Here is a 25,557-nt window from a genome sequence, read left to right on the forward strand (position 1 = left end):
GCCCCGTCCGGCGTGCCCACGTCAAAGTGGATCTTTCCCGCCGTGGAACGTCCCGTGAGCGTTGCGTCACCCTGCGACACCTGGGGGAACGGCGGGAGGCGGCCCCTCGTCCAGGGGCCGCCTCCCGTCCATCAGGGCGTCACAGGGCCGTCGCGTCCGGCCCGATCCTGCTGCGTACGGCGGTCTGCACCTCGGCCTCCTCGGCCGGGTCGGCGGCGAGCCTGCGCAACTGGTCCACGACCCGGGCGTCACCGGTCTCGGCGTGCCGTGCGGCGATCTCGCGGGTGGACTCCTCGCAGTCCCACAGGCATTCGACGGCGAATCCGGCGGCGAAGGAGGGGTCGGTGGCGGCGAGGGCCCGGGCGGCCTGCCCGCGTCCGTGGGACGAGGCGGTCTCGCGGTAGATGTGCCGCAGGACGGGGGCCGCGCAGACGATGCCGAGGCGGCCCGCTCCGTCGACGAGCGGCCAGAGGGTCGGGGCGTCGGGGCCGTCGCCGCGGACGGCCTCCCTGAGGGCGGTCAGGACCAGCTCGCCGTCCTGGGTGCCGCCCCGGCACGCGAGCATCCGTCCGGCGGCGGCGCCGAGCACGTCGGGCCGGGGCGCCCAGCGGCGGGCGCGCTCCACGGCGGCGACGGACCGCATCCGCTCGAAGCAGTCCACGGCCGCGTCCACCACCACTCGGGAGGGGGCGGCCACGGCGGCCTCGACGAGATCCAGTACGTCGGGATCGTGGGTGTCGGTGAGGTAGCGCAGGGCGGTGCAGCGGGCTCCGTCGGAGCCCTCGCGGGCGGCCCGCAGGATCTCGGCGCGGTCGGTGGGGCCCGCGACGGCGGTCAGGCAGCGGGCGGCCGGCACGTACAGCGCCGCGCCGCGCTCGAAGCCCTGCTGCGCCCAGTCGAAGACCGCCTGCACGCTCCATTCGGGGCGCGGTCCCGAGGGCCGCATCTGCCGCTGCCAGCGGTCGAAGGAGCCGGATTCCCGGGCGGCACGCACGCGTGCCCCGATATGGGGTCGCGGGTCCTCGGCCCACAGCCGCCACGGGCGGGGCTCGAAGGCGTCGCGGACGGCCGCGACCAGGTCGGCCTCGGCGTCCAGCGGGAAGCGTGCGAGGACCGGCTCGGCGAGGGCGCGCAGCCCCGCGTCGTCGTCGCGCAGGGCCAGCTCGTCGAGCGCCCAGGCCCAGTTCCCGCCGAGGGCGGCGTACCTGCGCAGCAGCTCCAGGGCGTCCCGCCTGCCGTAGGAGGCGAGGTGCCCGAGCACGGACAGGGCGAGCCCGGTCCGGCACTCGTCGGTGTCGAGCAGGTCGTCGGGGTCGAAGAGGTGCCGCTCGATCTCCCCGAGCTCGCCGTGGAGATCGAGGTAGAGACGGGCGTAGTACAGCGAGCGGTTCTCCACCTGCCAGTCGTGGCGGGGGTCGCTCAGCACACAGTGATTGAGAGCCGCGAGCGCCTCGTCCCGCGGCGCCGTCAGCGCGTGCAGCGTGCCGTCACCGCGGCCTCGCTGCAGCAGGCCGAGCAGCGTACCGCTGGGCGCTATGACCGGTTCGAACATGGGAAACAGCCTCACATCAAGCGTCGACGCAACCGGGAATCCGCAACTACCTGGCCACGCGACAACACGTCGGAGCGCCCGCCGTCTCTTGCTTGCTGTAAGCCATCTCTCTGCCTCTCGTCCAAGGCCCGATCAGGGCCACTTACGGCCCGCGTGGCACGTGGGCAGCACCTGCCCCGCCATCACGTCCGTAAATCACGCCGTCATCATGACCCAGCGGTTCCGCCCGCCGCGACCACATTTCCTGCACCCCCGTTTTTCCTGGTCAGCGCCTGTGTGTCAGGAGGCGCCGAAGAGCTCCAGGAGCTCCGCCTTGCCGAACATCCGGGCGGTGTCGACCGCCGACGGCGTCCCCGCGGCCGGATCGGCCTCGCCCGCGAGCAGTGCCCTGATCACGGCTTCCTCGCCCTTGAAGACGGCGCCCGCGAGCGGGGTCTGTCCCTTGTCGTTGGCACGGTTGGCGTCGGCGCCGCGCTCCAGGAGCGCGGTCACGGTCGGCGCGTGGCCGTGGTACGCGGCGAGCATGACGAGCGTGTCCCCCCGGTCGTTCGTGAGGTTCGCGGGCACGCCCGCGTCCACGTACCCGGTGAGTGCCTCCGTCTCGCCGCGGCGCGCGAGGTCGAAGATCTTGGTGGCCAGCTCCACGACCTCCTGGTCGGGGGCTTCGCTCATCGGCCGAACCGCCTTTCACATCCGTGCTGGTACAGCCGTGCGGCCGTACGAGTGAATCGCCAGGGTACTGCCCGCCGGGGCACATGAGCCGACCCCGGTGAGGCAAAGATCACGGGCAGTACGGACGACCGTCCGGCAGCCCGCCCGGGCACCCCATCAGCATCTGCCGACCGGGTGAAACATGGGAAAAAACACCCATTTGCACCTTTTGTCGTATAGATACATGCTGTGAGCCTGGAAGAACTCATGGTGACTGTCCCCACCAACCAGGAGAACCCTCATGATCCTGTCCATCTCGGGCGTCGTGCTGCTCGGCATCATCGTCTTCCTCTTCTTCCGCAAGGACGGACTGAAGGCCTCGCACGCACTGGTATGCGCCCTCTTCGGCTTCTACCTGGCGGGCACGGCCATCGCCCCGAGCATCAAGGCGGGCGGCGCGAGCCTCGCCAGCCTGCTCGGCGGGATCAAGTTCTGACGGCCCATCCACCCGCACACACCTTCAGGAGACCGACGTGGTCAGGCGTCCCAACTCCCCGTTGCCCCGGATTCTGAGCACCGGCAGCGCCTCCATCGCCCGGAGCCGGGAAATGGCACGGACGGCCGCCGACGGCGCCACCGACGTCCTCCACCCGCTCATCACGATCACCCGTGGACTGCGTCGTCTGGCTGCCGCCGGACGACGCAAGTGGACGGACACCCCCAAGGACCGGCGCGGACCGCTGCTGTTCCTGGTGGCCGCCGTGGTCCTGGTCGTGGTGTTCATTCCCTACGGGCCGCTGCTCGCGATCATCACGGTCATGGCGGCGGCCGCGTGGAAGGGCCGCGACCCCAAGCAGCCCGAAGCGCCGGCCGGACCCGACGAATCGCAGGTCAAGCGCCTCTCCTCGCTCTACGAGGCGCTCGTCCCGTACTTCTCGGTGGCCGAGGACCCGAACCCGCTCTACGCCCACGGCGGCGAGTGGGAGAAGGCCTTCGAGACGTACGACTTCGACGGCGACGGCCGCTTCGACCGGCTCACGATCAGCTATCCGGCCTACTTCGCCGACGGCGAGGCGGAGTCGCGGGCCCGGATCGAGCAGCTGCTCGGCGCCAAGCTGGGCCGCGGCCGTGAGTACCACTTCGCCTGGGACGAGGAGGGCAACCACCTCACCGTGACGGTGCTCGCCCCGCTCCCCACCCACATCGCCGCCCAGCGCTTCGTGACCGCCCCCGCGGAGACGCTCCTCGGCTTCACCGACGAGACCGGGGTGCAGCGCACGCTGCCGGTGCGGGACGGTGAGGAACAGCGGGACGTGCCGCCGGTCGTCTGGCGCACCGGCGTCCGTTCCACGGAGCCCCACCTGCTGGCCGTGGGTCAGCCCGGCAGCGGCACGACGTCCCTCGTGCGCTCGATCGCGCTGCAGGCCCTCCAGCACGGCGACGTACTGATCATCGAGGGCAGCGGCACCGGCGACTACGCCTGTCTGGTCGGCCGGGACGGTGTCCTCGCCGTCGAGTGCGGCCTCGCGGGCGCGCTCGCCAGCCTCGAATGGGCGGCGCACGAGACCGAGCGCCGACTGATCGCGGCCAACCGGGCGCGGCAGGCCGGCCACCCCACGCCGGACGACATCAAGCGCCCGCTGTGGATCCTGCTCGACCGGCCCGGCGCGCTGGGCCACCTCGCCGCGGCGGACGGCCGGAAGGATCCGCAGAGCCTGCTCCAGGTGCCGCTGCGGCACGGGCGCGCGGCCGGGGTGACGGTCGTCGTGGCCGAGCAGTTCGACAGCCTCGACGCCCTGACCGAGCCGGTGCTCCAGCACACCCGCGCGCGCGTGGTGCTCGGTCCGGCCACCTCGCAGGAGTTGGAGGACGTCCTCGGCATCCAGCCGCCGACCACCCCCACCTCCGACGTTCCGCCCGGCCGCGGCTACGCCCGGCTCGGGACGGGTGCGGTCCACCGGCTCCAGGTGCCGGCCACGCCCGACCCGTACGACGACGCGACCAGCGAGGCACAGCGGCAGGCCGTGATGGCGCTGCTGCCGGACCGGATCACGCCGGCGGAGACCGCTTCCGAGACCGCTGTCGAGGCGGTTCCGGACGAGGCCGAGGCGCTCGCGGAGCGCTGACGGAGGATCAGGCGATCAGGGTGCGCGGCACGTCCCCGCCCGCACCCCGACCGTCCGTCACGAGCCGGGCCGCCGCCGCGAGCCGCGCGGCGGCCTCGTCGGCCACGGCGCCGCTCACGGTGAACGGCAGCCGCACATAGCCCTCGAAGGCGCCGTCGACGCCGAACCGCGGCCCGGACGGCACCCGCACCCCGACCCGCTCCCCCACGGCGGCGAGGCGCGAGCCGGAGAGCCCGCCCGCCTTGACCCACAGGGTCAGGCCGCCCTCGGGCACCTCGAACTCCCAGTCGGGCAGCTCCCGGCGCAGCGCGGCGACGAGGGCGTCCCGGTTCTCCCGCGCCTGGCCGCGGCGCAGCTCCACGGCCTCCTCCCAGCCCCCGGTGTTCAGCAGCCAGTTCACGGCCAGCTGCTCCAGGACCGGAGTGCCCAGATCCGCGTAGGCGCGTGCGGCGACCAGACTGCGGATCACGTCCGGCGCGGCCCGCACCCAGCCGATCCGCATGCCGGCCCAGAACGCCTTGCTGGCCGAGCCCACCGTGACGACCGTCGAACCGGCCGGGTCGAACGCGCAGACCCGGCGGGGCATGGCCCGGTCGCGGTCGAAGTACAGCTCGGTCATGGTCTCGTCGACCACGAGCACGGTGCCCGCCGAGCGGGCGGCGTCGACCAGTGAGCGGCGCTGCTCCTCGTCGGCGAGCGCGCCGGTCGGGTTGTGGAAGTCGGCGACCACGTAGGCGAGTCGCGGCGCGGCGTCCCGCAGGACCTGCCGCCAGCGGTCGAGGTCCCAGCCGGTGAGCCGGTCGGCCATGGCGACGGGGACGAGCCGCAGACCGGCCTCCCGCATCAGCTGGAGGATGTTCGCGTAGCTGGGCGACTCGACGGCGACCCGCTCCCCGTGGCCCGCGAAGAGGTGGCAGATCGCGTCGATGGCGCCCATGGCGCCGGTCGTGACCATGATCTGCTCGGGCATGGTCGGGACGCCCTGCGCGGTGTATCGCTCGGCGATCATCGTGCGCAGCGCGGGCAGGCCCGCCGGGTAGTCGCCGTGCGTGTGGGCGTAGGGCGGCAGCTCGTCGAGGGCGCCCCGCACGGCGCGGGTCAGCCAGGGCTCCGGGGCGGGCAGCGCGGCCGTGCCGAGGTCGATCATCGAGCCCAGGTCCTCGGGCGGCAGGGGTTCGAGTCCGCGCGCGGGGAGCGGGTTCCCGGCCGGACCCGCCGTCCAACTGCCCGCTCCCCTGCGGGACTCCAGGTACCCCTCGCCGCGCAGCGCCTCGTAGGCGGCCGCGACGGTGGTGCGGCTGACCGAGAGCGCCTGGGCCAGTTCGCGCTCGGCGGGCAGCCGGGTGGCCACCGGGACGCGGCCCTCCAGGACGAGCAGCCGGATGCCGTCGGCGAGCGCCCGGTAGGCGGGCGGGCGGCGGGTGCCGGGGCCGGCCGGGCGCTCCTGCTGCGAGGTGAGCAGCCGGGCGAGCTGGGCCGAGCCGATCGCCGAAGTCCACTGAGCCATGCGGTCCAGTCCACCTTCCAGGAATTGGCCATGGTTGACGACTGTTTCCAGGCCACAGAGTGTCATGAGTCGGTCCACTACCACCACAGGGGGCATCTCTTGTCAGCGCCAGAGCCGTCATCGCCGGCCGCACCGGGCGGCGGCCCGCTCGTCCGCCGTCTCCTCCAGCTCTACGTGGGTCTCGCTCTGTACGGCGCCAGTTCGGCGCTCCTGGTGGAGGCGGGGCTCGGCCTGGAGCCGTGGAACGTGCTGCACCAGGGTCTCTCCGAGCTGACCGGCGTCTCGATCGGCGTCGTGTCGATCGGCGTGGGCGCGGTCGTGCTGCTCCTGTGGATCCCGCTGCGCCAGCGGCCCGGCCTCGGCACGGTGTCGAACGTGTTCGTCGTCGGCCTCGCCATGGACGGCACCCTCGCCGTGGTCCCCGATGTCCACTCCTACGGGGTGCGCGTTCCGCTGATGATCTTCGCGATCGTGCTCAACGGCGCGGCGACCGGTCTCTACATCGCGGCGAAGTTCGGACCCGGCCCGCGCGACGGCCTGATGACGGGGCTGCACCTGCGTACGGGCCGCTCGATCCGTCTGATGCGCACCGCCGTCGAGGTCGCCGTCGTGGTGACCGGGTTCCTGCTGGGCGGCACGATCGGGGTGGGCACCGTGCTGTACGCGGTGGCGATCGGCCCGCTGGCCCAGTTCTTCCTGCGCGTGTTCGCCGCCCCCGCGCCGGCGGCCGGATCCACCGTGGCCGCCGGGGCGTCACCGCGGCGGGCGATACTGCGACGGTGACCGACCCCGTACGCCACCCCTATCTCGACCATCCCGGACCGCTCGCCCTCGCCCACCGCGGCGGGGCGGCGGGCGGTCTGGAGAACACGCTCGCCGCGTTCCGGCGCGCCGTGGACCTCGGCTACCGCTACGTCGAGACCGATGTGCACGCGACGGGCGACGGCCGTCTCGTCGCGTTCCACGACGCCACCCTCGACCGGGTCACGGACGCGCGGGGCCGGATCGCCGACCTGCCGTGGAGCGAGATCCGCCACGCGCGCGTGGCGGGCGCGGAACCGGTCCCCCTCCTCGAGGATCTGCTGGAGGAGTTCCCGGACGTCCGCTGGAACGTGGACGTGAAGGCCGAGCCGGCCCTCGTCCCCCTGCTGGACCTGCTCCGCCGTACGCGCGCGTGGGACCGGGTCTGCGTCGGCTCCTTCTCGGAGCGCCGGGTCGCCCGTGCGCAGGACATCGCCGGGCCGCGCCTCGCCACCTCGTACGGCACCAAGGGCGTGCTCGGCCTGCGCCTGAAGTCGTACGGCCTCCCGGCGGGGCTGCGCCGCTCGGCCGTCTGCGCCCAGGTCCCGGTCGCCCACGGGCGGATCCGGGTGGTCGACGAGCGTTTCGTGCGGGCCGCCCACGCGCGCGGGCTCCAGGTCCATGTCTGGACGGTCAACGACGAGTCCGAGATGCGGCGGCTTCTCGACCTCGGGGTCGATGGCATAGTTTCCGATCACATCGAGACGCTGCGGGACGTCCTGAAGGACCGGGGAAGCTGGGTCTGAGGACCACCGCCCGCGGTGCGCCGGACATACGGGGACGACAAGACAACAAGGGGACACGGGTGGGCACCGACACCGCGCAGGGGACGGCGACGGGCGCGACCGCCCTGGCCGACCGCAAGCGCGAACAACGCGGCTGGTACTTCTACGACTGGGCGTGCTCGGTCTACTCGACGAGCGTCCTGACCGTGTTCCTGGGCCCGTACCTCACCTCGGTCGCCAAGGCCGCGGCGGACGCGGACGGCTATGTGCACCCGCTGGGCATCCCGGTGCGCGCCGGGTCCTTCTTCGCGTACACGGTCTCCCTGTCGGTGATCGTCGCGATCTTCGTGATGCCGCTCGCGGGGGCGGCCGCCGACCGGTCGGGCCGCAAGAAGCCGCTGCTCGCGCTCTCCGCGTACACCGGCGCGGCGGCCACGACGGCCATGTTCTTCCTCGGCGGCGACCGCTATCTGCTCGGCGGGCTGCTCCTGGTGGTGGCGAACGCCGCGCTGGCCGTGTCGATGGTGCTCTACAACTCCTTCCTGCCGCAGATCGCCCCTCCCGAGGAGCGCGACGCCGTGTCGTCGCGCGGCTGGGCCTTCGGCTACGCGGCCGGCTCGCTCGTCCTCGTGGTGAACCTGGTGCTGTATCTGGCGCACGACTCCTTCGGTCTCACGGAGTCGACGGCCGTGCGCATCTGTCTCGCCTCCGCCGGGCTCTGGTGGGGCGCGTTCACCCTGATCCCGCTACGCCGTCTGCGTGAGCGGCGCTCGGTCCCGGCCCAGGGCGGTGCCCGGACGGGGACCGGGCTGCGTCAGCTGGTCGCCACTTTGAAGGACATGCGCCGCCATCCGTTGACGCTCTCCTTCCTGCTGGCCTATCTCGTCTACAACGACGGCGTGCAGACCGTGATCTCCCAGGCGTCCGTGTACGGCTCCGAGGAACTGCGCCTCGATCAGGCGTCGCTGATCACGGCCGTTCTCCTGGTGCAGGTCCTGGCGGTGGCCGGGGCGCTCGGGATGGGCCGCCTCGCGCGCGCGTACGGCGCGAAGCGCACGATCCTCGGGTCCCTGGTGGCGTGGACGGTGACCATCGGGGCGGGCTATTTCCTGCCGAAGGACTCGCCCGGATGGTTCTACGCCCTGGCGGTCGGCATCGGGCTCGTCCTCGGCGGTACCCAGGCCCTGTCCCGCTCGCTGTTCTCGCACCTCGTCCCGGCCGGCAAGGAGGCCGAGTACTTCTCCGCGTACGAGATGAGCGACCGGGGCATGAGCTGGGTGGGGCCGCTGGTGTTCGGCCTCGCGTTCCAGCTGACCGGCAGCTACCGGGACGCGATCGTGTCCCTGGTGGCTTTCTTCCTGATCGGTTTCGTCCTGCTGGCGCGGGTACCTGTCCGGCAGGCGATCCGCGACGCGGGGAATCCTGTACCGACCCGGATTTAGCACCAGAAGGCAAAGGCCGGTAGTGTACGCGGTTGGCCTGCCAGGCGTACCGTTACTGCACGTCAAGAATTTGAGACGCTGGGTGACATCTGGTGTCGGATGTGACAAACCGGGCACTGGTGGGTAGGGCAATTTCTGATCAGGCTGCGGCTACGACGGCGACGCATGACCCGGGGACCGGGAATCTTTACCGCCGACCGGACGTTGACCGGATGACGACGACAGCGACACCTGTCCTGTGGGCGACAAGCCCGGGAGGCACGATTCATGAGTGAGCGAGCTCTTCGCGGCACGCGCCTCGTAGTGACCAGCTACGAGACGGACCGCGGCATCGACTTGGCTCCGCGCCAGGCCGTGGAGTACGCATGCGAGAAGGGACATCGTTTTGAGATGCCCTTCTCGGTGGAGGCCGAGATTCCGCCGGAGTGGGAGTGCAAGGTCTGCGGGGCCCAGGCACTTCTCGTGGACGGTGACGGCCCTGAGGAGAAGAAGGCGAAGCCCGCCCGTACGCATTGGGACATGCTGATGGAGCGGCGCACCCGTGAGGAGCTCGAAGAGGTCCTCGAGGAGCGCCTGGCGGTGCTGCGCTCGGGCGCGATGAACATCGCGGTCCACCCGAGGGACAGCCGCAAGTCCGCGTAACCCCTGCGGGGCTTGGCAAGGACAACGCACGGCCGGAGGCCGGACACACCTCGTGTGTCCGGCCTCCGGCCTTGTCGTGTGCGCCCGCGCCGTCTCAGGGCGTGAGCGGCGGGCGCGGATCGGCGTCGTCCCGGCTCGGGCCCGGGTACTCGTCCTCGCGGACGACCTCGCCCTGGATGACCGTGGAGCCGGGCTGACGCATGCGCGCCTGCTGGAACGCGTTCCCCAGCGAACCGGGCGCCGCCGCGCTCATCCTCTTCTCCAGCGAGCGCTCCGTGTAGCGGCTCAGGGCCGTGCGCAGCGGCGGGAGGAGCAGCAGGAGGCCGAAGGCGTCCGTGATCAGTCCGGGGATCATCAGCAGGAGGCCGGCGAGCAGCAGCAGCCCATTGCCCGGCCTGCGCTGCTCCCCCGCCTCAACGACGCCCTGCTGCTGGCGCCGGAGCGTCTCGTTCAGGCTCTGGAAGGCACGGCGGCCCGCCGCCTTGATCACGACGGCGCCGAGCACGAAGCCGGCGACCATCACCAGGAAGTACGGGAATCCGCCGATCGCCCCCGCCACCACGGTCCCCAGCCAGATCTCCAGGACCACCCACGCGGCGACGCCGATCGGCAGGAGCGTACGGGCCCGGGAGCGCCGGGCCCCCGTGGGCTTGCGGGGCGGAGTACCAGTGGTCATGGCTCAAGTGTGCCCGGTGCCGCGTCCAAGTGGCGTAAGCGGAGGATCAGGAAGCGCCCGTCACAAGGGGCTCAGCGGGCGTCGGGCCCGCGACCGAACACCTTGCCCACCCGCTCCCCCACGCCCCACGTGGTGACCCGCCACAGGGCCTCCACGACGATGTCCTTGCTCATCTTGGAGTCGCCCAGCTCGCGCTCGACGAAGGTGATCGGCACCTCGACGACGTGGTAGCCGGCCTTGACGGCCCGGCGGGCGAGGTCGACCTGGAAGCAGTAGCCCTGCGAGGCGACCTCGTCGAGGCCGAGGCCTTCGAGGGTCTCGCGGCGGAAGGCGCGGAAGCCGCCGGTGACATCGCGGATCGGGACGTCGAGCAGGAGGCGGGAGTACGTGGAGCCGCCGCGGGAGAGGAACTCACGGGACTTGGGCCAGTTGACGACCCGGCCGCCCGGCATCCAGCGCGAGCCGAGCACGAGGTCGGCGCCCTTGAGCGCGGTGAGCAGCCGGGGCAGTTCCTCCGGCTGGTGCGAGCCGTCGGCGTCCATCTCGATCAGCACGCCGTAGTCGTGCTCGATGCCCCAGGCGAACCCGGCCAGATAGGCGGCGCCCAGGCCCTCCTTGCCGGTGCGGTGCAGGACGTGCACCTGGTCGTCGTCGGCGGCCAGCTCGTCGGCCAGCTTGCCGGTGCCGTCCGGACTGTTGTCGTCGGCGACCAGGACGTGCGCCGCGGGCACCGCTGCCCGGACGCGGCCCACGATGGACGTGATGTTCTCCGCCTCGTTGAAGGTCGGAATGATCACCAAGGCCGTACCCAGAGGGCCGAACTTACGCCCACCGCCGTCGCTCACAGCTTCCCCTTAAAACATCCGTGCACAAGGGGACCACCATAGCGAGCAGGAATGATCACTCCGACCAGACGCCCTGAGGCGGGTGAACGGGAACTGCGGATCGGGGCCGGGCGTCCTTCGGGCCGACCTGGGGCCCGCTGGCTGCGGGTCGACCTAAAGCCGTTGTCTACTGAACGCCCGGGCCCCACCCGGGTCGCACCTGGCTCGACCGGCCGGAACGTTCCAGCGCCCCGTGGCGCGGGCGCTGGGCCTGGCTCCCAGTGGTGGTGCGCCGGTGCGGCGCACCACCCCCTGACCCAGCTGCGTTCGACGACTGCGTGGACTTCCCCGGTCGTGCCTGGAAGGTGGTGGACCCGGCCGAACCTACCCGCCCCCCGCCGCGTTCTGTCAACAGCCGTTTGACCTGGGGCTCTTCGGAAAGACGCCTGGTCAGGGCGGAGGACACGCAGGTCGTACGGGACGGTGCGGACCCGCGATCGGATGCACGCCGCCCCGGTACATCACTCGTCCGGCCGTACGAAGACCGTCTGTCCGAACACGACGGTCCGCAGACAGACCGGGAGCGCGGCGCCCGGGGTCAGGTCCGGCAGCCCCGGGGTGCCCGAGCGCGGGTCGGTCGACCAGCGGGACACGCGGTCGTCCGGGGCCTGCACGATCAGTTCGTCGGTGCGCCAGACGGCGTAGTCGGCGGGGGCGCCCGGGACGAGGACGCCGGCGTCGTCGCGGCCGACGGCGCGCCAGCCGCCGCGCGTGTGGGCGGTGAACGCGGCCCGCACGGAGACGCGGTGCTCGGGGGTGCGGTGGAAGGCCGCGGCGCGGATCGTGCCCCACGGGTCCAGCGGGGTGACCGGGCTGTCCGAGCCGAAGGCGAGCGGGACGCCGGCCTTCAGCAGGGCCGCGTACGGGTTGAGGGTGCGGGCCCGCTCGGCGCCGAGGCGGTCGGCGTACATGCCGTCGTCGCCGCCCCACAGGGCGTCGAAGGCGGGCTGTACGGACGCGGTGAGGCCGAACTCCGCGAAGGCGGCGACGGTCTCGGGGGTGAGCATCTCGGCGTGCTCGACCCGGTGCCGCGCGGCACGCACGCGCGCGAGGCCGACCTTCTCCGCGGCCGCGCGCATCCCGTCGACCACGGCGGTGCAGGCGGCGTCGCCGATGGCGTGGAAACCGGCCTGGAGGCCCGCCTCCGTGCAGGCGGCCACATGGGCGGCGACGTCGTCCGCCGTGAGATAGGCGGTACCGGTGTGGGGCGTGTCCGCGTACGGCTCGTGCAGGCAGGCCGTGTGCGAACCGAGTGAGCCGTCCACGAAGAGGTCGCCGGCGGCGCCGAGCGCGCCCAGGCTCCGGGCCCGCTCGATGTCGCGGTCCGCCCAGTAGCCGGCCACGCGGGGGCCCGGCTCGGAGCGGGCGACGTCGAGCAGGCCCGTGAAGTCGTCCTCGGAGGAGATGTCGGGGCCGCCGCACTCGTGCACCGATCCGATGCCGAGCGAGGCGGCGTGCCGGAGCGCGGCGCGCTGGGCCTCGGTGCGCTGCTGCGGGCCGACCGCGCCGAGGGCCGCGGCGCGCACGGCGTGGTGGGCGTCGCGGGTGAGGGGGCCCTCGGGGTCGTACCCGGCGCGGTCCGTGACGCCCGGGACGAGGTCGAGCAGGGCCGTGCTCACGACGGCCGAGTGCACGTCGATGCGGGTGAGGTAGACGGGGCGGCCGCCGGTGGCCTCGTCGAGTTCGGCGCGGGTGGGCGGGAGGCGGTCCGGCCAGCGGGCGGCGTCCCAGCCGTGGCCGAGCAGGACCCGGTCGGTGGGGCGGGCCGCGGCGTGGTCCCGGACGAGGGCGAGGGCTTCGGCGCGGGAGCGGGCGGCGGTGAGGTCGAGCCCGGTGAGGGCCAGGCCGGTCGACGTGGTGTGCACATGGGCGTCGGTGAACGCCGGGGTGACCAGGGCGCCGTCGAGGTCGACGATCTCGTCCACGCCGTCCGCGAACGCGTCCGCCGCGCCTTCCGAACCGACCCAGGCGACATGGCCCGCCTCCACGACCATGGCGGTCGCGAAGGGGTCGGCGGGGCTGTGGACCTCGCCGCGGCGCAGGAGGACGGTGCGGGTGCTGGGGGGCGTGCTCATGGGGACAGTTTCGCGTGTCGTGCGGGGGGCTGCGGTCGCGGGGTGCTGTTCCGAGGCCGTGCTGGGGTGCGGGCGCGAAGAACGCTTGCCCCGCGCCGGGGGCCGCCTTGCCCACCCTGCCGCCCATGGCGGCAGATTGCCCAAGGCGGCGGGGGCGACCTTCTACTGGATACGCGGAGGGCGGGCCTCGTACGGGGTGGAGAGGACCACCGTCGTGCGGGTCGAGACGCCGGCCAGCGAGCGGACCCGGGCGAGGAGGTTCTCCAGCTCGTGCGGGGTCTCCACCCGAACCTTCAGGATGTAGTTCTCGTCGCCGGCCACGCTGTGGCACGCCTCGATCTCCGGTACGCCCGCGAGGCGTTCGGCGATGTCGTCGGGGGCGCTCGGGTCGAAGGGTTTCACCGAGATGAAGGCCGTCATCGGCAGGCCGACCGCCTCGGGGTCGACGACCGCCGCGTAGCCGCGGATCACTCCGCGCTGTTCGAGGCGGCGCACCCGCTGGTGCACCGCGGACGTGGACAGGCCCGTGGCCTTGCCCAGGTCGGTGTAGCTCATCCGCCCGTCCTTGACGAGCAGCTGCACAATCTGTCGGTCGAGCTCCTCCATGGCGATGAACCTACCCGTCCCTTGATCCCCCCGGTACCGCGAAGGCCCTCTCGTCTACCGCGTCCCGGGCACCTGCAATCGGCATGTGACGAAGACCACACCGTTCGGACCGTGTCCTGGGGCATCGCGCGGTTACCTCGCGCACGGGACGGGAAGTGCTTGCTGTGGCCGAGGCCGCGACTCATGGACATCCGCGGCCGGCCCACCCGAGGGGGAGAATCCCATGCAGAGTGTGAAGCGTCCCGGACGCCCTGCCGTGCGCGGCAACCGCAAGCAGGCGGTCGTCGAGCCCCAGCCGGAGGGTGTCGAACCCGGCTTCGACGAAGGCGTCGGCGACGAGCTCGACGCGTACGACACGTTCGAGATGTACCGGGTGATCTGCCCGGACTGTGCCCAGCCCATCGCCCTCCTCGCGGACGAGGAAGAACTGCCCGAGCACGCCCATGTGACCTCGCCCTGGAACCCGTTCGGCCTCTCCGTGTGCGCGGGCACCGGCCGCGCGGCCGCCGCGGCGCGCCCCGCCGACGACGTGACGGGCGCTCAGGAACAGGACACCGCACTGCTGTTGACGCTCCCTCAGGGACTCGACTGGCGCACCCAGCCGTTCTCGCACGTCGGCGGGCCCGGCTCGCGCCCGATCCGGGTGCCCCGGCAGCGCAGCAGCGCCGCCTGACCTATCCCCGCTCACTCCAGTAACTGCCCTGCACCATGGCGCGCAGACTGTCGTGGTGCAGGATCAGTGTGTCCGGATCCGCGGGCACGGCGACCTCGCCGAAGTGGGCCTGCCGGTAGGCGACCCTGAGCATCACCACCGCGTGCCGCAGGGCGGCGTAGAGCGTGTAGAAGTCCATGTCGCGCGGGGTGTGGCCGGTGCGGCGCGCATAGCCCTCCTCGATCCGGTCGCGGCGCAGGAACGCGGGCAGTCCCGGCTGGCCGAAACTCACGGTGAGGTCCTGGAAGAAGCGGTGGAGATAGACGGTCCAGCCGAGGTCGACCTCGCGCGGGGCCAGCGCCGCCATCTCCCAGTCGAGCACGGCGGCCGGCGCGAAGCCGTCGTAGATGATGTTGCCGATCCGGGCGTCGCCCCAGTTGAGGACCGCGGCGCCCTCCTCGTGCGGCCACAGCTCTTCCAGTCGGTCGAAGGCGCGCTCGATCAACGGTGACGGGGCGAGTCCGGCCACCACCCAGGCGTAGTAGGCCCGTTGGGCGGTGACGTGCCGACGCAGCGGGCTGCCCTCGCCGGGCAGCGCCAGGAACTCCGCCTCGGCCGCCGGTACGCCGTCGTGCAGCCGGGCGATGACGTCGAGGCTCGCCTCTTCGAGACGGGTGCGCTCGGCGTCCGTCGCCGCGTGCAGCCAGTTGCCCTCGTAGGTGTAGGGCATCACGTCGGGCGGCACCCGCCCCGCGACCCGCTCCATGACGAAGAAGGGCGCGCCGAGCGGTCCCGGGTCCTCCTCCAGCCACAGCACGCGCGGCACCGGGATCCCGGCGCGCTCGGCGGCGAGCCGCATCGTGCGGTACTGGCGCGGCATGTCGTACACCGGGAAGATCGTGTACGCGGACGGATCGGCCGCGAGCCGCAACGCGCAGGCTCGCACCGGGGGTTCGGGGTGCTCGATGTCGAACAGGAGCGTCTCGCTGGACATGCCGTTGGACCCGGGGACGGAGACGTTCACCGCCTCGGCCCCCGGCAGCCTGCGATCGAGCCACGCGGTGAGGCGGCGGGCGAGCTCTTCGGGTTCGCGGGTGGAGGTGCGCGGGCGCGGCGCTGTCGCCATCGTCGAACTCCCTCTGCCTGAAGGTGGGTTACGAGCGACGCGGGGCCACGGAGTCGAAGCCGGTGAAGCCGCTCGGGTCGTGCCGGCCGAAGCTGCCGTGCTCGAAGATGCCGTGGCCGACCTGCCCGTCGAGGGTGAAGCGGGCCGCGTGGTCGGTCACCCCGTAGCCGGCCAGCGGGTGCGCGGACGGGTCGGAGAGGTCGTAGCCGCGCCGGTCGGTCCAGCCGCGGCCCTGCCAGGTTCCGTGCTGCCAGTCGTCGGCGGGCGGATAGCCGGCGCCGAGCGCGAGCGGCGAGGAGGTGAGGATCTCCACGCCGAGTTCGAGGGGCTTGCCGGTGAGCGGATCGGTGAGGTGGACGACCGCGCTCTCGGGGTGGCGGGTACCGGGACGGTAGGCGATGTCCGTCCGGGGCCAGCCGAGTTGGCGGTCGCGGTGCCCCTCGCGGACGAGGGTGGCGTCCGTGAGGGTGCGGTACCCGTCGGCGTCCTCCTGGGTGACGACCATGAGGAAGCGGTCGTCGAAGCGGACCGGCGCCCAGATCCAGTGGAAGCCCTCGGTGGGATGGTCCTGGGCGAGCCGCCCGCCCTCCTCGCCGGGCACCGGGCGCACTCCCCAGCTGCGGTCGCGGGTGCCGGTCCAGTCGCGTACGTCGATCTCCCGGCCGCCGATGCGCAGCCGTCCGTCGACCCGGCCCGCCTGCACGAACCGCTTGCCCTCCAGGGTGAGCCGTCCGCCCCTGCGCTGGAGGTGGTGCGGCTCCCACAGGGCCGGGAAGGCGGCCTGCCAGTTCAGCTCGTACGAGAGTCCGGCCGGGTCGTCGGGGTCGGCGACGCAGGTGAGGACGAAATCCTTGAGGGGGCGCTCGACCTGGATGCGCAGCGGGCCGACCGCCATCCGCATCCGGTCCTCCTCGTCCAGCGCGTCCGAGGCGCGGACGGCGTGCAGGGTGTCACCGGCGCGGAGGGTGGCGTAGGCGTCGATGATTCCGAGGTTGGGGTAGACGCCGAGGCCGAGGATGAGCAGGAAGTGCCCCTCGGGGTCGACGAGGTGGAAGATGCAGCGGTCGTAGGCGTTGCGGTCCCCGGTCGCCACGTGCTTCATCGACAGGGGCACCTGGTGGACGGGGTACTCGTCGAGCGGCACGGGACGTTCGTCGTCGGCCACGGGCATCCTCCCTGCGTGCGGACCGGTTGACGTCGCCCGGAGGGGTACGGCCTGCCCGGCGGCGGAGTTGACGGTACGTCAGCTCCGCCGCACTGAGAAGACGTTCGACCGTGGCGGTGCCCGGCGCACGGTTATGCCGCGAACGGACGCTCGATACCGTCAACACGTGACCTGGCCCGTCGCCCGAACGTTGACCTGGCATGACCCCGACGGAGATCCCGGCCTCTGCGCCCACCGGACGACGCAGGCGCATCCTCGTCCCTGTTGCCGCAGAATCGGTTCATCATCAGCAACAGCAGGCGCCCCAGACACACGCGGCACCTTCGTCGCACCCGGCGCAGCTGTCACACGCGACCCCGCAGCCCCCGCGCCCCGCGCCGCCGCACGCCCATCAGCGGGTCGCCGCGCCCCCTCCGGCGAACCCCTCGCACCCGGACCCGCCCATCTACCGGGCGCTGATCGCGAGCTGGGCCGACCGCGGCAGGACGCTGCCGGGCCGGCACGACCCCGAGTGGGTGCGGCTCGTCGCGCCGACCGTGCGCACCGGGCAGTTCAGCGGGATTCAGGTCCCGCGAGGTGACGGGCGATGACCATGCGCTGGATCTGATTGGTGCCCTCGACGATCTGCAGCACCTTGGCCTCGCGCATCAGGCGCTCGACCGGGAAGTCCGCGGTGTAGCCGTACCCGCCGAGGACCTGCACGGCGTCCGTGGTGACCTTCATCGCCGCGTCGGTGCACAGCAGCTTCGCCATGGCCGCCTGCTTGGAGAACGGCCGGCCCGCGTCCCGCAGCCGGGCCGCCGACAGGTACAGGGCGCGGCCCGCCTCTATCTGCGTCGCCATGTCGGCGAGCATGAAGCGCAGGCCCTGGAAGTCGGCGATGGGGTGGCCGAACTGGGACCGGTCCTTCGCGTACGACACCGCCTCGCTCAGCGCCGCCTGCGCCACGCCGATCGCGCAGGCCGCGATGCCGAGCCGGCCGGAGTCGAGGGCGGACAGGGCGATCTGGAAGCCCTGCCCCTCGTCCCCGATGCGCCGCGCGTCGCCGATCCGGACGCCGTCGAAGTGGACCTGCGCGGTGGGCGAGCCCTTCATCCCCATCTTCTTCTCGGGCACGGCGGCGCTCAGTCCGGGCGCGTCCCCGGGGACCAGGAACGCCGTGATGCCGCGGGCCCCCTCGCCGCCCGTGCGGGCCAGCACCGTGTAGAAGTCGGCGACGCCGCCGTGGGTGATCCAGGCCTTCGTGCCGGTCAGCACCCAGTCGTCGCCGTCGCGCACCGCCTTCGTCCGCAGGGAGGCGGCGTCGGAGCCGGACGAGGGCTCGGAGAGGCAGTACGCGCCGAGCAGCCCGCCGCCGAGCATGTCGGGCAGGTGCTCGGAGCGCTGCTGCTTGGTGCCGAAGTTGGCCAGCGCGTGACAGGCGAGCGAGTGGACGCTGACGCCGAGCCCGACCGTCAGGCGCGCGGCCGCCAGCTCCTCCAGGGCCTGGAGGTACACCTCGTAGGGCTGGTCGCCGCCGCCGAACTCGGAGTCGTAGGGCAGTCCGAGCAGTCCCGACGAGGACAGCAGCGCGAACGTCTCGCGCGGGAAGCGGCCGGCGTCCTCCTCCTCGGCCGCACGCGGGGCGATCTCCCGCTCCGCGATGTCACGGACCAGTTGCATCAGGTCCTGAGCTTCGTCCGTCGGCAGTTGACGCTCGACTCCTGGCTCCGGCATGGCGACGCTCTCCTCCCTGGGGGGCGCTGCGGCGGGGCCGCGGGGTGAGGCGGCGCCACCGGTTGGTCACTACCGAACCGATGCTGCCCTTCCGGGTCTCGGAAGCGGCTGACCAGCGGCTGCGGCGTGTTGAGTATTCCCGATCCGGAGGCCCGCGTCACTAGTTAACGACCGCTTACTCCAAGTTTTTCGCGGGGCTCCGTGACGTGTGCGGAAGCTGAGGAGATTGGTCCGGACCATTGACCGCACTGGTCTAGTCCTCCTACTGTTCCGTCCGCAGGTCCAGCACGGAATTCCCCACATCCCCCTGTCCCCCTCCCCCACGAGGAGACAAGATGCTCAGACCGCACCTCCCCCGCATGCGCCTCAAGGCGCTGGCCGCCGCGGCCTGCGGCGTCGTCCTCAGCGCCGGACTGCTCGCCTCCGCGGGCAGCGCGACGGCGCAGACCGAGGTCGACTCCGGTACCAAGGCCGCCGGTTCGAAGGTCGTCGGATACTTCACCGAATGGGGTGTCTACGACCGGAACTACCACGTCAAGAACGTCGAGACGTCCGGTTCCGCCGACAAGCTGACACACATCAACTACGCCTTCGGCAACGTCCAGGGCGGCAAGTGCACGATGGGCGACTCCTACGCCGCGACCGACAAGGCGTACACCGCCGACCAGTCCGTGGACGGCGTCGCCGACACCTGGGACCAGCCGCTGCGCGGCAACTTCAACCAGCTGCTCAAGCTGAAGAAGCTGCACCCGGACCTCAAGATCCTCTGGTCGTTCGGCGGCTGGACCTGGTCCGGCGGGTTCGGCGAGGCGGCGAAGGACCCGGCGGCGTTCGCCCAGTCCTGCTACGACCTCGTCGAGAACTCCAAGTGGGCCGATGTCTTCGACGGCATCGACATCGACTGGGAGTACCCGAACGCCTGCGGCCTGACCTGCGACACCAGCGGTCCGGACGCGTACAAGAACCTGATGGCCGCGCTGCGTTCGAAGTTCGGCGGCGACTATCTGATCACCTCGGCCATCGCGGCCGACGCGGAGGACGGCGGCAAGCTGGACGCCACCGACTACGCGGGCGCCGCCCAGTACGTCGACTGGTACAACCCGATGACGTACGACTACTTCGGTGCCTGGGACGCGCAGGGTCCGACGGCCCCGCACTCGCCGCTGACCAAGTACGACGGGATCCCGAAGGAGAGCTGGAACTCCTCGGCCACCATCGACAAGCTCACGGCTAAGGGCGTCCCGGCCTCCAAGCTGCTGCTCGGCATCGGCTTCTACGGGCGCGGCTGGACCGGCGTCACCCAGGATGCCCCCGGCGGCACGGCGACCGGCCCCGCGGCCGGCAAGTACGAGCAGGGCATCGACGACTACAAGGAGCTGAAGACCAAGTGCCCCGCGACGGGCACGGTCGGCGGCACCGCGTACGCGCACTGCGGCTCGGACTGGTGGAGCTACGACACCCCGCAGACCATCGCGGGGAAGATGGACTACAAGAACCAGCAGGGTCTGGGCGGCACCTTCGTGTGGGAGCTGTCCGGTGACACCTCGAACGGCGAGCTGATCAAGGCGATCGACTAGTCGCGCGCGAACGACCGCGGAGGGCGGGGCCGGATTCCGGCCCCGCCCTCTTCGTCCGTGGTCACCGGCGCCGGGCACCCGGGCTCGAACTCCGCGATCACGCCCAGGGTTTCGACGAGGGTGCGCACCAACAGGGCCCGCAAGGTGTCCCGTTCGACCTCCCGGCGGCCGATCCAGTCCAGCGTGACGCCCTCGACGCTGCACAGCCAGCCGAGCAGCGCGATCCGCGCCAGCTCCGGCACGTCGGGCTTTCCGTAGGCGCCCCGGGCGATGGTCGCGATCATCTCCTCGCGCACCCCGTTCCGGATGGCCTGCACCTCGGCGTCGAAGCCGACCCCGCCGGTGATGATCGTGCGGTACGCGGCCTGATGGTGCTCGGCGTAGCGCAGATAGCCGTCGATGGTGCGGTGGACGCGGTCGACCGGGGGCAGATCGCCGGCGCCGCTCGCCAGGTCGAGGAGGTCGCCGACGGAGTCCTCGATGATCGCGAGGTAGTAGCCGCGCTTGGACGTGAAGTAGTAGTAGATCAGCCCCTTGGCGACCCCGGCGTGCTGGGCGATGTCGTCCATCGACAGCGCGTCGTAGGACGTGTCGGCGAACAACTTCCGCCCGATGGCGATGAGTTCGGCACGGCGCGCGACAGAGCGGTCGGTGCCGCGTGCCCGCTGTTCACTGTTCTTCAATTCCAGCCCTGGTGTCCGACTCCTGCGGATTCCGCAGTATGGCACCTCACGGGCGGGCGGTGACGCGGATCACCTCACGCCGGGTGGCGGGGCCGTCACATCAGGCCGAGCTGCGTGACGAACATCGCCACGACCACGACCAGGGTCCAGCCCAGGACATGCTCGAGGATCTTGGGCCCGGAGTCCTGGGGGCCGCCGGTGCGGGCGCGGCCGGCCGGGGTGGGGGCGGTGGTGGAACTGGCGGTCATGGGCGTCTCGCTCGGCTCGTGATCAGGGGCCTGATCGGGGCAGGAACTCCCCCCGAAGGCGCCCGGCTCCCCTCCGGCGCCTTCTCCACCATGCCATCACGCGGGCCCGTTGCGACCGAGACCTTCCTCACGCGCCCCGCCCCGGAACCCCGGCGGGTGTCAGCGGACGCCGACGGCCGCCAGCGCCTTGCGCTGCCTCGGGGTCGGATGCGCCGGGAAGTACAGGTAGCAGACGCCACCGGTGCCGGAGGAGACACCGCCGGAGGCGTTGTACCGCTTCGTGCGCAGCCAGATGTTCTCCCACTCGCGCCGCCGGTAGACGTGCCGGACCGCGGGGTCGTCCGGCGAGGCCGGGTCGTTGGCGATCACATCGCCGTCGGCGGTGAACCCGATGACCGTCATCAGGTGCCCGGACGTGCCGTAGCCGGCGCCGGTCAGCTCGGTCTTCAGGAACGACTGGGACGTTATGGCCGGGATGCCGGCCGCGATCAGCGTCTCCAGGTCGGTGAGGGAGCCGAGCCGGGTGACGACGCCCTGGAGGTCCTTGTACGTGGCCGCGTACGCGGCGTTGAACGGCCAGTTGCCGCACCCCTCGTACTGGTAGTCGTACGTGGAGCGGGCCGCGAGGCAGACCTGCGGGTCGGCGTAGGACGCGTCGACCCATTCCAGCTGCGCCGTGCTCGGCTTGCGCCCCCAGGACTCGATGATCATCTGCGAGGAGGTGGGGCTGCACCACGCCTCGCCGCCGCCGTCGTACTCGGGGTACTGGCCGGCGTGCACGTCCTGCGAGTAGCGCGGCACCGTCAGCTCCCCGGCGAAGCCGGGAACGGAGGCCGGGACGGTGAAGCGGTCGGGGACGTCCGAGCCCATCGCGCCGAGCCGCCAGACGGTGGGCGCGGCCTTGCTGCCGGGGGCGCGCAGCAGCGTCAGCCGCAGGCTGTAGGAGACGAGGCGCAGGCCGGACGCCGCGTCGTCGATGGAGAAGGTGTCGGTCCAGATGCTGGAGCGGCCGTCGCTCTGGTCGTCGACCGAGGTGCGGCGGATGTCGACCTTCTCGTCGTCGCCCGAGGTCCAGCGCCCCATGACGTACCAGGGGGTCGCGGTGCCGTCGGTGTACGTGCCCCGCAGCTCGATCTGGATCCAGGTGCCGGCCGGGGTGTGCGCGTTCCAGGAGGCGATGACCTCGGTGGCGGGCACGGCGAGCGCGTGGACGGGGGAGGTCCAGGTCGCGTACTCCCAGTCGGCCGTCCGCTTCAGGTGCGGGTCGGTGTAGCTCATCGTGCCGGCGGCCGTGGCGAGGGTGACGCCCGGCCGGGCGCCGGCGAGGGCGCGGGTGCCGTGGCCGGTGCCGGAGCGCCAGTCGGTGTACGTCGTCCAGGTGCGGTTGTCCACGAGTCGGGCGGAGGCCTTCCGCTGTGCGGGGGACGAGGCGTGCGCGGTGGTGGCCGCGGTCGCGGCGAGCGCGACGCCCGCGGCCGCCGCCAGCACGGTTCTGCGGGACGGGGTCGAGGAGGTCTGCTGGTCGGGGCGGGTCATCGGGAGGATCCCCCTGTCGACGGTTCGGGCGGACGGGACGGGCGCGCGGGATGTGCTCCGGGTGGAACAGTGCGCCAACTATGGCTCCCGGAACGGGATTTCCACCAGCGTTTCGAGGGTGCTCCACGCGACCAATATTGGTCTTCACCACTGGCATGACCTGCGACGGCGCCGATGAAACCGATCCACGCGCGACATACCCTTGCGGGTGTGGACCATCAGCACGCACCACTCGCCCCGTACGCCGAACGGCTGCGCCGGCTGCCGCCCTCCTGCGGCCCGGTCCGGCTCGTCGGCGTCGACGGGCACGCCGGGTCCGGCAAGTCGACCTTCGCCGGCCGGCTCGCGCGGGCCCTCGGCGACGCGCCCGTGCTGCACCTCGACGACCTCGCGAGCCACGACGCCCTCTTCGACTGGACCGGGCGGCTGCGCACCCAGGTCCTCGAACCGCTCTCCCGGGGCAGGGCCGCGCGCTACGGGACGTACGACTGGAACACCCGGCGCTTCGACGGGGCGCGGGTGCTGCCGCCCGCCGAGGTGGTCCTCATCGAGGGCGTGGGGGCCGGGCGACGGGCGGTGCGGCCGTTTCTCACGGAGTTGCTGTGGATGGATCTGCCGGGTGAGGCGGCGTGGGAGCGGGGGCGCGCACGGGACGGAAAGGCGCAGCGGGAATTCTGGGACGGCTGGATTCCAGCGGAGCGGGAGCATTTCGCACAGGACCCGTCGCGGCCGTTCGCCAAGAAATTGGTAAGAGAGTGCCCCGAGGGATACGAGATGCACGAAGGCCCTGCTGGGACCACACAGACTTCCCGGTCCGTCACTCACCGTAAGGGTCCGCCAGCGGTGCGCTGAACGGTCGGAAAGCGCCTTCCGCCAGTTTCGGCGAGTGCCCCAACTCGGCTTGACCCAGGGGCCGTACAGGACTTACGTTCTCAATGTGCGGCCTTTCGGGACCGCCCGCAGTCGCGAAGCCCCCGGTTGTTCCCCCGTGATCGGGGGCTTCGTTCTGCCCGCAATGCCCCTTCACCGGCGCTCCGGTGCGCTCTTCGTTCACCCAGAGTCACCCTGCGGTACCGCGCTCACCTGCACCGAATCCCCCACTGTCGCACCGATCCGACCCCGTTGCGCCCTTCGGCCCACCCTGTGCCCGCAGGTACGATGCCTCTCGGTGCGGCCTCTGGACGGCTCGCTGTCCGCATCGTGACAACTCCCGTCCATGACAGCTTGGTTCAAGGGCGGTTCAGGTTCATCGGGGGCACGGCGTGTGGGGGACGTGATGAGCTTCGGCACTGGGGCACCACCGACGGGCCCGGCCGACCTCGCCTGGCTGCGGGGCGTCGACGCCTACACGATGGGCGCGTATCCGCAGGCGGAGGAGGAGTTCCGGACCGCCGTGCGGATGGATCCGGGGATGGCGGACGGCTGGCTCGGGCTGCACGCCCTGCGCATCGACACGACGACGGCCCTGCTGCGGATGTTCCGCCACCGCGACCGGTTCGGCGAGCAGCGCACCCGGCACCGGCGCACCCTCAACTCCTGGTACTGGCTGGGCTGGTGGGTGCAGCCGGTGCTCGAGCATCCGCGCGACCTGCTGCTCGCGCACGCCTCGCACTGGCTGGACGGCCGCCATGTCCCGGACCTGGACCGGGCGTTGGCCACGCTGCCGCCGGTCGACGCGGACCGGCAGGTGCGGTTCCTGCACGCGTGCCGGGCCTATCTGGTCAAGGACTGGGAGCAGTTGGTCCGGCACACGGACCCGCTGGTCGACGACCCCATGCTCGGCATCGAGGCGGGGCTCTTCGGCGGGATGGCGCGGGTGCGCCTCGACATGTACGGCCACGCCGAACCGCTGCTCTCCTCGGCGCTGATGCGCTGCCGCAGCGAGCAGCCGCAGCGCAAGGAGCTGCGGTACTGGCTGGCGCGCGCCCACGAGGGCACCGGCCGTTCGGCCGCCGCGCTGCCGCTGTACCGGGCCGTGCACCGGGTCGATCCCGCGTTCATGGACACCGCGGCGCGCCTCGCGGCGATCACCGAGGGGGACGGGTACGCGGACTTCGGGGACGGCACCGACCTGGCCCCGATGTCCCTGACGGGCTTTCAGGACGGGCTCGACGGCGGAGAGTCCGTCGATCCGCTGTTCGCCAGCGACGGCCGCGACCTGAAGGTGTCCGAGCCGGATCTGCCGCCGCCGGGCGGCGCCGGTGACGAGGCCGACATGGTCAGGGAGAAGGCGGTGGTGCCGGTGACTCCGGCGCCGATGCCGCCCGGTCCCGCCGATCCGACGCTGCTCGACGAGGCTCTTGCGGAGCTGGAGTCGATGGTGGGCCTGGAGCCGGTGAAGCGGCAGGTCAAGGCGCTGTCGGCGCAGCTGAACATGGCGCGGCTGCGGGCCGGGCAGGGCCTGCCGGTGCAGCCGCCCAAGCGGCACTTCGTCTTCTCCGGCCCCTCGGGCACCGGGAAGACGACGGTCGCCCGCATTCTCGGCCGGGTGTTCTACGCGCTCGGGCTGCTCGGCGGCGACCATCTGGTGGAGGCGCAGCGGGCCGACCTGGTCGGCGAGTACCTGGGCCAGACCGCCGTGAAGGCGAACGAGCTGATCGACTCGGCCATGGGCGGGGTGCTCTTCGTCGACGAGGCGTACGCGCTGTCCAACTCGGGGTACGGCAAGGGCGACGCGTACGGCGACGAGGCCCTTCAGGTGCTGCTGAAGCGCGCGGAGGACAACCGGGACCACCTCGTGGTGATCCTCGCCGGGTACCCGGAGGGCATGGACCGGCTGCTCGCCGCCAACCCGGGGCTGTCCTCCCGCTTCACGACACGGGTCGACTTCCCCTCGTACCGCCCCCTGGAGCTGACCTCGATCGGAGAGGTGCTTGCCGGGGAGAACGGGGACGTGTGGGACGAGGAGGCCCTGGACGAGCTGCGTTCCATCGCCGGGCACGTGGTCGACCAGGGATGGATCGACGAACTGGGCAACGGACGGTTCCTGCGGACCCTGTACGAGAAGTCCTGCGCCTACCGCGATCTGCGGCTGACCGGCTATCTGACGGAGCCGTCCCGGGACGACCTGGCCACGCTGCGGCTGCCGGACCTCATGCAGGCGTACGGCGAGGTGCTGTCGGGGCGGGGGCCCGGCGGTCTGTGACGATGCCGTGCGGGACGCGCCG

The 25,557-nt window shown here is 72.0% G+C and carries 23 protein-coding genes; 10 read left to right on the forward strand and 13 right to left on the reverse strand.

Going from position 1 to position 25,557, the window contains the following annotated elements; translation table 11 throughout:
- Positions 1 to 139: 139 nt before the first annotated feature.
- Complete coding sequence (locus tag ABZ930_RS14030; protein ID WP_361546569.1) at positions 140 to 1,552, reverse strand: HEAT repeat domain-containing protein; 1,413 nt, start codon at positions 1,550 to 1,552, stop codon at positions 140 to 142.
- Between the two features lie 279 nt (positions 1,553 to 1,831).
- Positions 1,832 to 2,224, reverse strand: coding sequence for an ankyrin repeat domain-containing protein (locus ABZ930_RS14035; protein ID WP_361546572.1), 393 nt, complete (start codon positions 2,222 to 2,224; stop codon positions 1,832 to 1,834).
- A gap of 280 nt (positions 2,225 to 2,504) precedes the next feature.
- Between ABZ930_RS14035 and ABZ930_RS14040 the strand changes: the two genes are divergently transcribed.
- The gene (locus ABZ930_RS14040) at positions 2,505 to 2,699 is read left to right on the forward strand and encodes a hypothetical protein (RefSeq protein ID WP_018534760.1); all 195 of its coding nucleotides are present in this window, start codon (positions 2,505 to 2,507) and stop codon (positions 2,697 to 2,699) included.
- Positions 2,700 to 2,811: 112 nt separating this feature from the next.
- Positions 2,812 to 4,329 (forward strand): hypothetical protein, encoded by a 1,518-nt coding sequence (locus ABZ930_RS14045; RefSeq protein ID WP_361546575.1) that lies wholly within the window; start codon positions 2,812 to 2,814, stop codon positions 4,327 to 4,329.
- A gap of 7 nt (positions 4,330 to 4,336) precedes the next feature.
- Here the strand turns inward: ABZ930_RS14045 and ABZ930_RS14050 are convergent, their stop codons facing one another.
- Positions 4,337 to 5,836 carry a PLP-dependent aminotransferase family protein gene (locus ABZ930_RS14050; protein ID WP_361546578.1) on the reverse strand — a complete coding sequence of 500 codons (1,500 nt, stop codon included), beginning with the start codon at positions 5,834 to 5,836 and terminating at the stop codon, positions 4,337 to 4,339.
- Between the two features lie 99 nt (positions 5,837 to 5,935).
- On the opposite strand from ABZ930_RS14050, the gene ABZ930_RS14055 reads away from it, so the two are divergent.
- From ABZ930_RS14055 to ABZ930_RS14070, 4 genes are all read left to right on the forward strand, one after another.
- A complete protein-coding gene (locus ABZ930_RS14055) occupies positions 5,936 to 6,619 on the forward strand; it encodes a hypothetical protein (RefSeq protein ID WP_361546581.1) in 684 nt (227 codons plus the stop codon).
- A complete protein-coding gene (locus ABZ930_RS14060; RefSeq protein WP_361546584.1) occupies positions 6,616 to 7,383 on the forward strand; it encodes a glycerophosphodiester phosphodiesterase in 768 nt (255 codons plus the stop codon). The genes ABZ930_RS14055 and ABZ930_RS14060 overlap by 4 nt, the downstream gene beginning before the upstream one ends.
- Positions 7,384 to 7,442: 59 nt before the next feature.
- Complete coding sequence (locus ABZ930_RS14065) at positions 7,443 to 8,804, forward strand: MFS transporter (protein WP_361546587.1); 1,362 nt, start codon at positions 7,443 to 7,445, stop codon at positions 8,802 to 8,804.
- Between the two features lie 267 nt (positions 8,805 to 9,071).
- Entirely contained in the window at positions 9,072 to 9,446 is a 375-nt protein-coding gene (locus ABZ930_RS14070; RefSeq protein ID WP_003977404.1) for an RNA polymerase-binding protein RbpA, read from the forward strand.
- 94 nt (positions 9,447 to 9,540) lie between these two features.
- Here ABZ930_RS14070 and fxsA read toward each other — a convergent pair whose 3' ends face one another.
- From fxsA to ABZ930_RS14090, 4 genes are all read right to left on the reverse strand, one after another.
- The gene (fxsA, locus tag ABZ930_RS14075; protein ID WP_361546590.1) at positions 9,541 to 10,122 is read right to left on the reverse strand and encodes an FxsA family membrane protein; all 582 of its coding nucleotides are present in this window, start codon (positions 10,120 to 10,122) and stop codon (positions 9,541 to 9,543) included.
- A gap of 71 nt (positions 10,123 to 10,193) precedes the next feature.
- A complete protein-coding gene (locus tag ABZ930_RS14080) occupies positions 10,194 to 10,967 on the reverse strand; it encodes a polyprenol monophosphomannose synthase (protein WP_361546593.1) in 774 nt (257 codons plus the stop codon).
- Positions 10,968 to 11,467: 500 nt separating this feature from the next.
- The gene (locus ABZ930_RS14085) at positions 11,468 to 13,081 is read right to left on the reverse strand and encodes an amidohydrolase (RefSeq protein ID WP_361546596.1); all 1,614 of its coding nucleotides are present in this window, start codon (positions 13,079 to 13,081) and stop codon (positions 11,468 to 11,470) included.
- A gap of 162 nt (positions 13,082 to 13,243) precedes the next feature.
- Positions 13,244 to 13,687 (reverse strand): Lrp/AsnC family transcriptional regulator, encoded by a 444-nt coding sequence (locus ABZ930_RS14090; RefSeq protein WP_361546599.1) that lies wholly within the window; start codon positions 13,685 to 13,687, stop codon positions 13,244 to 13,246.
- Positions 13,688 to 13,910: 223 nt separating this feature from the next.
- On the opposite strand from ABZ930_RS14090, the gene ABZ930_RS14095 reads away from it, so the two are divergent.
- Positions 13,911 to 14,360: a hypothetical protein gene (locus ABZ930_RS14095; protein WP_361546602.1), complete on the forward strand. Its 450-nt coding sequence runs from the start codon at positions 13,911 to 13,913 to the stop codon at positions 14,358 to 14,360.
- 1 nt (position 14,361) lies between these two features.
- Here the strand turns inward: ABZ930_RS14095 and ABZ930_RS14100 are convergent, their stop codons facing one another.
- The 3 genes from ABZ930_RS14100 to ABZ930_RS14110 form a co-directional block, all read right to left on the reverse strand.
- Positions 14,362 to 15,465, reverse strand: a complete 1,104-nt coding sequence (locus ABZ930_RS14100; RefSeq protein WP_361546605.1) for a phosphotransferase family protein — start codon at positions 15,463 to 15,465, stop codon at positions 14,362 to 14,364.
- A gap of 28 nt (positions 15,466 to 15,493) precedes the next feature.
- Positions 15,494 to 16,630 (reverse strand): hypothetical protein, encoded by a 1,137-nt coding sequence (locus tag ABZ930_RS14105; protein WP_361546608.1) that lies wholly within the window; start codon positions 16,628 to 16,630, stop codon positions 15,494 to 15,496.
- 552 nt (positions 16,631 to 17,182) lie between these two features.
- Entirely contained in the window at positions 17,183 to 18,346 is a 1,164-nt protein-coding gene (locus ABZ930_RS14110; protein WP_361546611.1) for an acyl-CoA dehydrogenase family protein, read from the reverse strand.
- A gap of 335 nt (positions 18,347 to 18,681) precedes the next feature.
- Between ABZ930_RS14110 and ABZ930_RS14115 the strand changes: the two genes are divergently transcribed.
- Positions 18,682 to 19,923: a glycoside hydrolase family 18 protein gene (locus ABZ930_RS14115; protein WP_361546614.1), complete on the forward strand. Its 1,242-nt coding sequence runs from the start codon at positions 18,682 to 18,684 to the stop codon at positions 19,921 to 19,923.
- Here the strand turns inward: ABZ930_RS14115 and ABZ930_RS14120 are convergent.
- The 3 genes from ABZ930_RS14120 to ABZ930_RS14130 form a co-directional block, all read right to left on the reverse strand.
- Positions 19,920 to 20,606 carry a TetR/AcrR family transcriptional regulator gene (locus ABZ930_RS14120; RefSeq protein WP_361546617.1) on the reverse strand — a complete coding sequence of 229 codons (687 nt, stop codon included), beginning with the start codon at positions 20,604 to 20,606 and terminating at the stop codon, positions 19,920 to 19,922. The two genes, ABZ930_RS14115 and ABZ930_RS14120, sit on opposite strands and share 4 nt — an antisense overlap.
- Before the next feature lie 95 nt (positions 20,607 to 20,701).
- On the reverse strand, positions 20,702 to 20,854 hold the full coding sequence (locus tag ABZ930_RS14125) for an SCO1431 family membrane protein (protein WP_361546620.1): 153 nt from the start codon (positions 20,852 to 20,854) through the stop codon (positions 20,702 to 20,704).
- 159 nt (positions 20,855 to 21,013) lie between these two features.
- On the reverse strand, positions 21,014 to 22,390 hold the full coding sequence (locus ABZ930_RS14130; RefSeq protein WP_361546623.1) for a peptidase C39 family protein: 1,377 nt from the start codon (positions 22,388 to 22,390) through the stop codon (positions 21,014 to 21,016).
- A gap of 210 nt (positions 22,391 to 22,600) precedes the next feature.
- Here ABZ930_RS14130 and ABZ930_RS14135 point away from each other — a divergent pair, with 210 nt between their 5' ends.
- Together ABZ930_RS14135 and ABZ930_RS14140 are read left to right on the forward strand one after the other, a co-directional pair.
- The gene (locus ABZ930_RS14135) at positions 22,601 to 23,242 is read left to right on the forward strand and encodes a hypothetical protein (protein ID WP_361546626.1); all 642 of its coding nucleotides are present in this window, start codon (positions 22,601 to 22,603) and stop codon (positions 23,240 to 23,242) included.
- Between the two features lie 424 nt (positions 23,243 to 23,666).
- Positions 23,667 to 25,535, forward strand: coding sequence for an AAA family ATPase (locus tag ABZ930_RS14140; protein ID WP_361546628.1), 1,869 nt, complete (start codon positions 23,667 to 23,669; stop codon positions 25,533 to 25,535).
- The last annotated feature ends 22 nt before the right edge of the window (positions 25,536 to 25,557 follow it).

Source organism: Streptomyces sp. NPDC046716 (assembly GCF_040645755.1).
Taxonomy (GTDB): Bacteria; Actinomycetota; Actinomycetes; order Streptomycetales; family Streptomycetaceae; genus Streptomyces.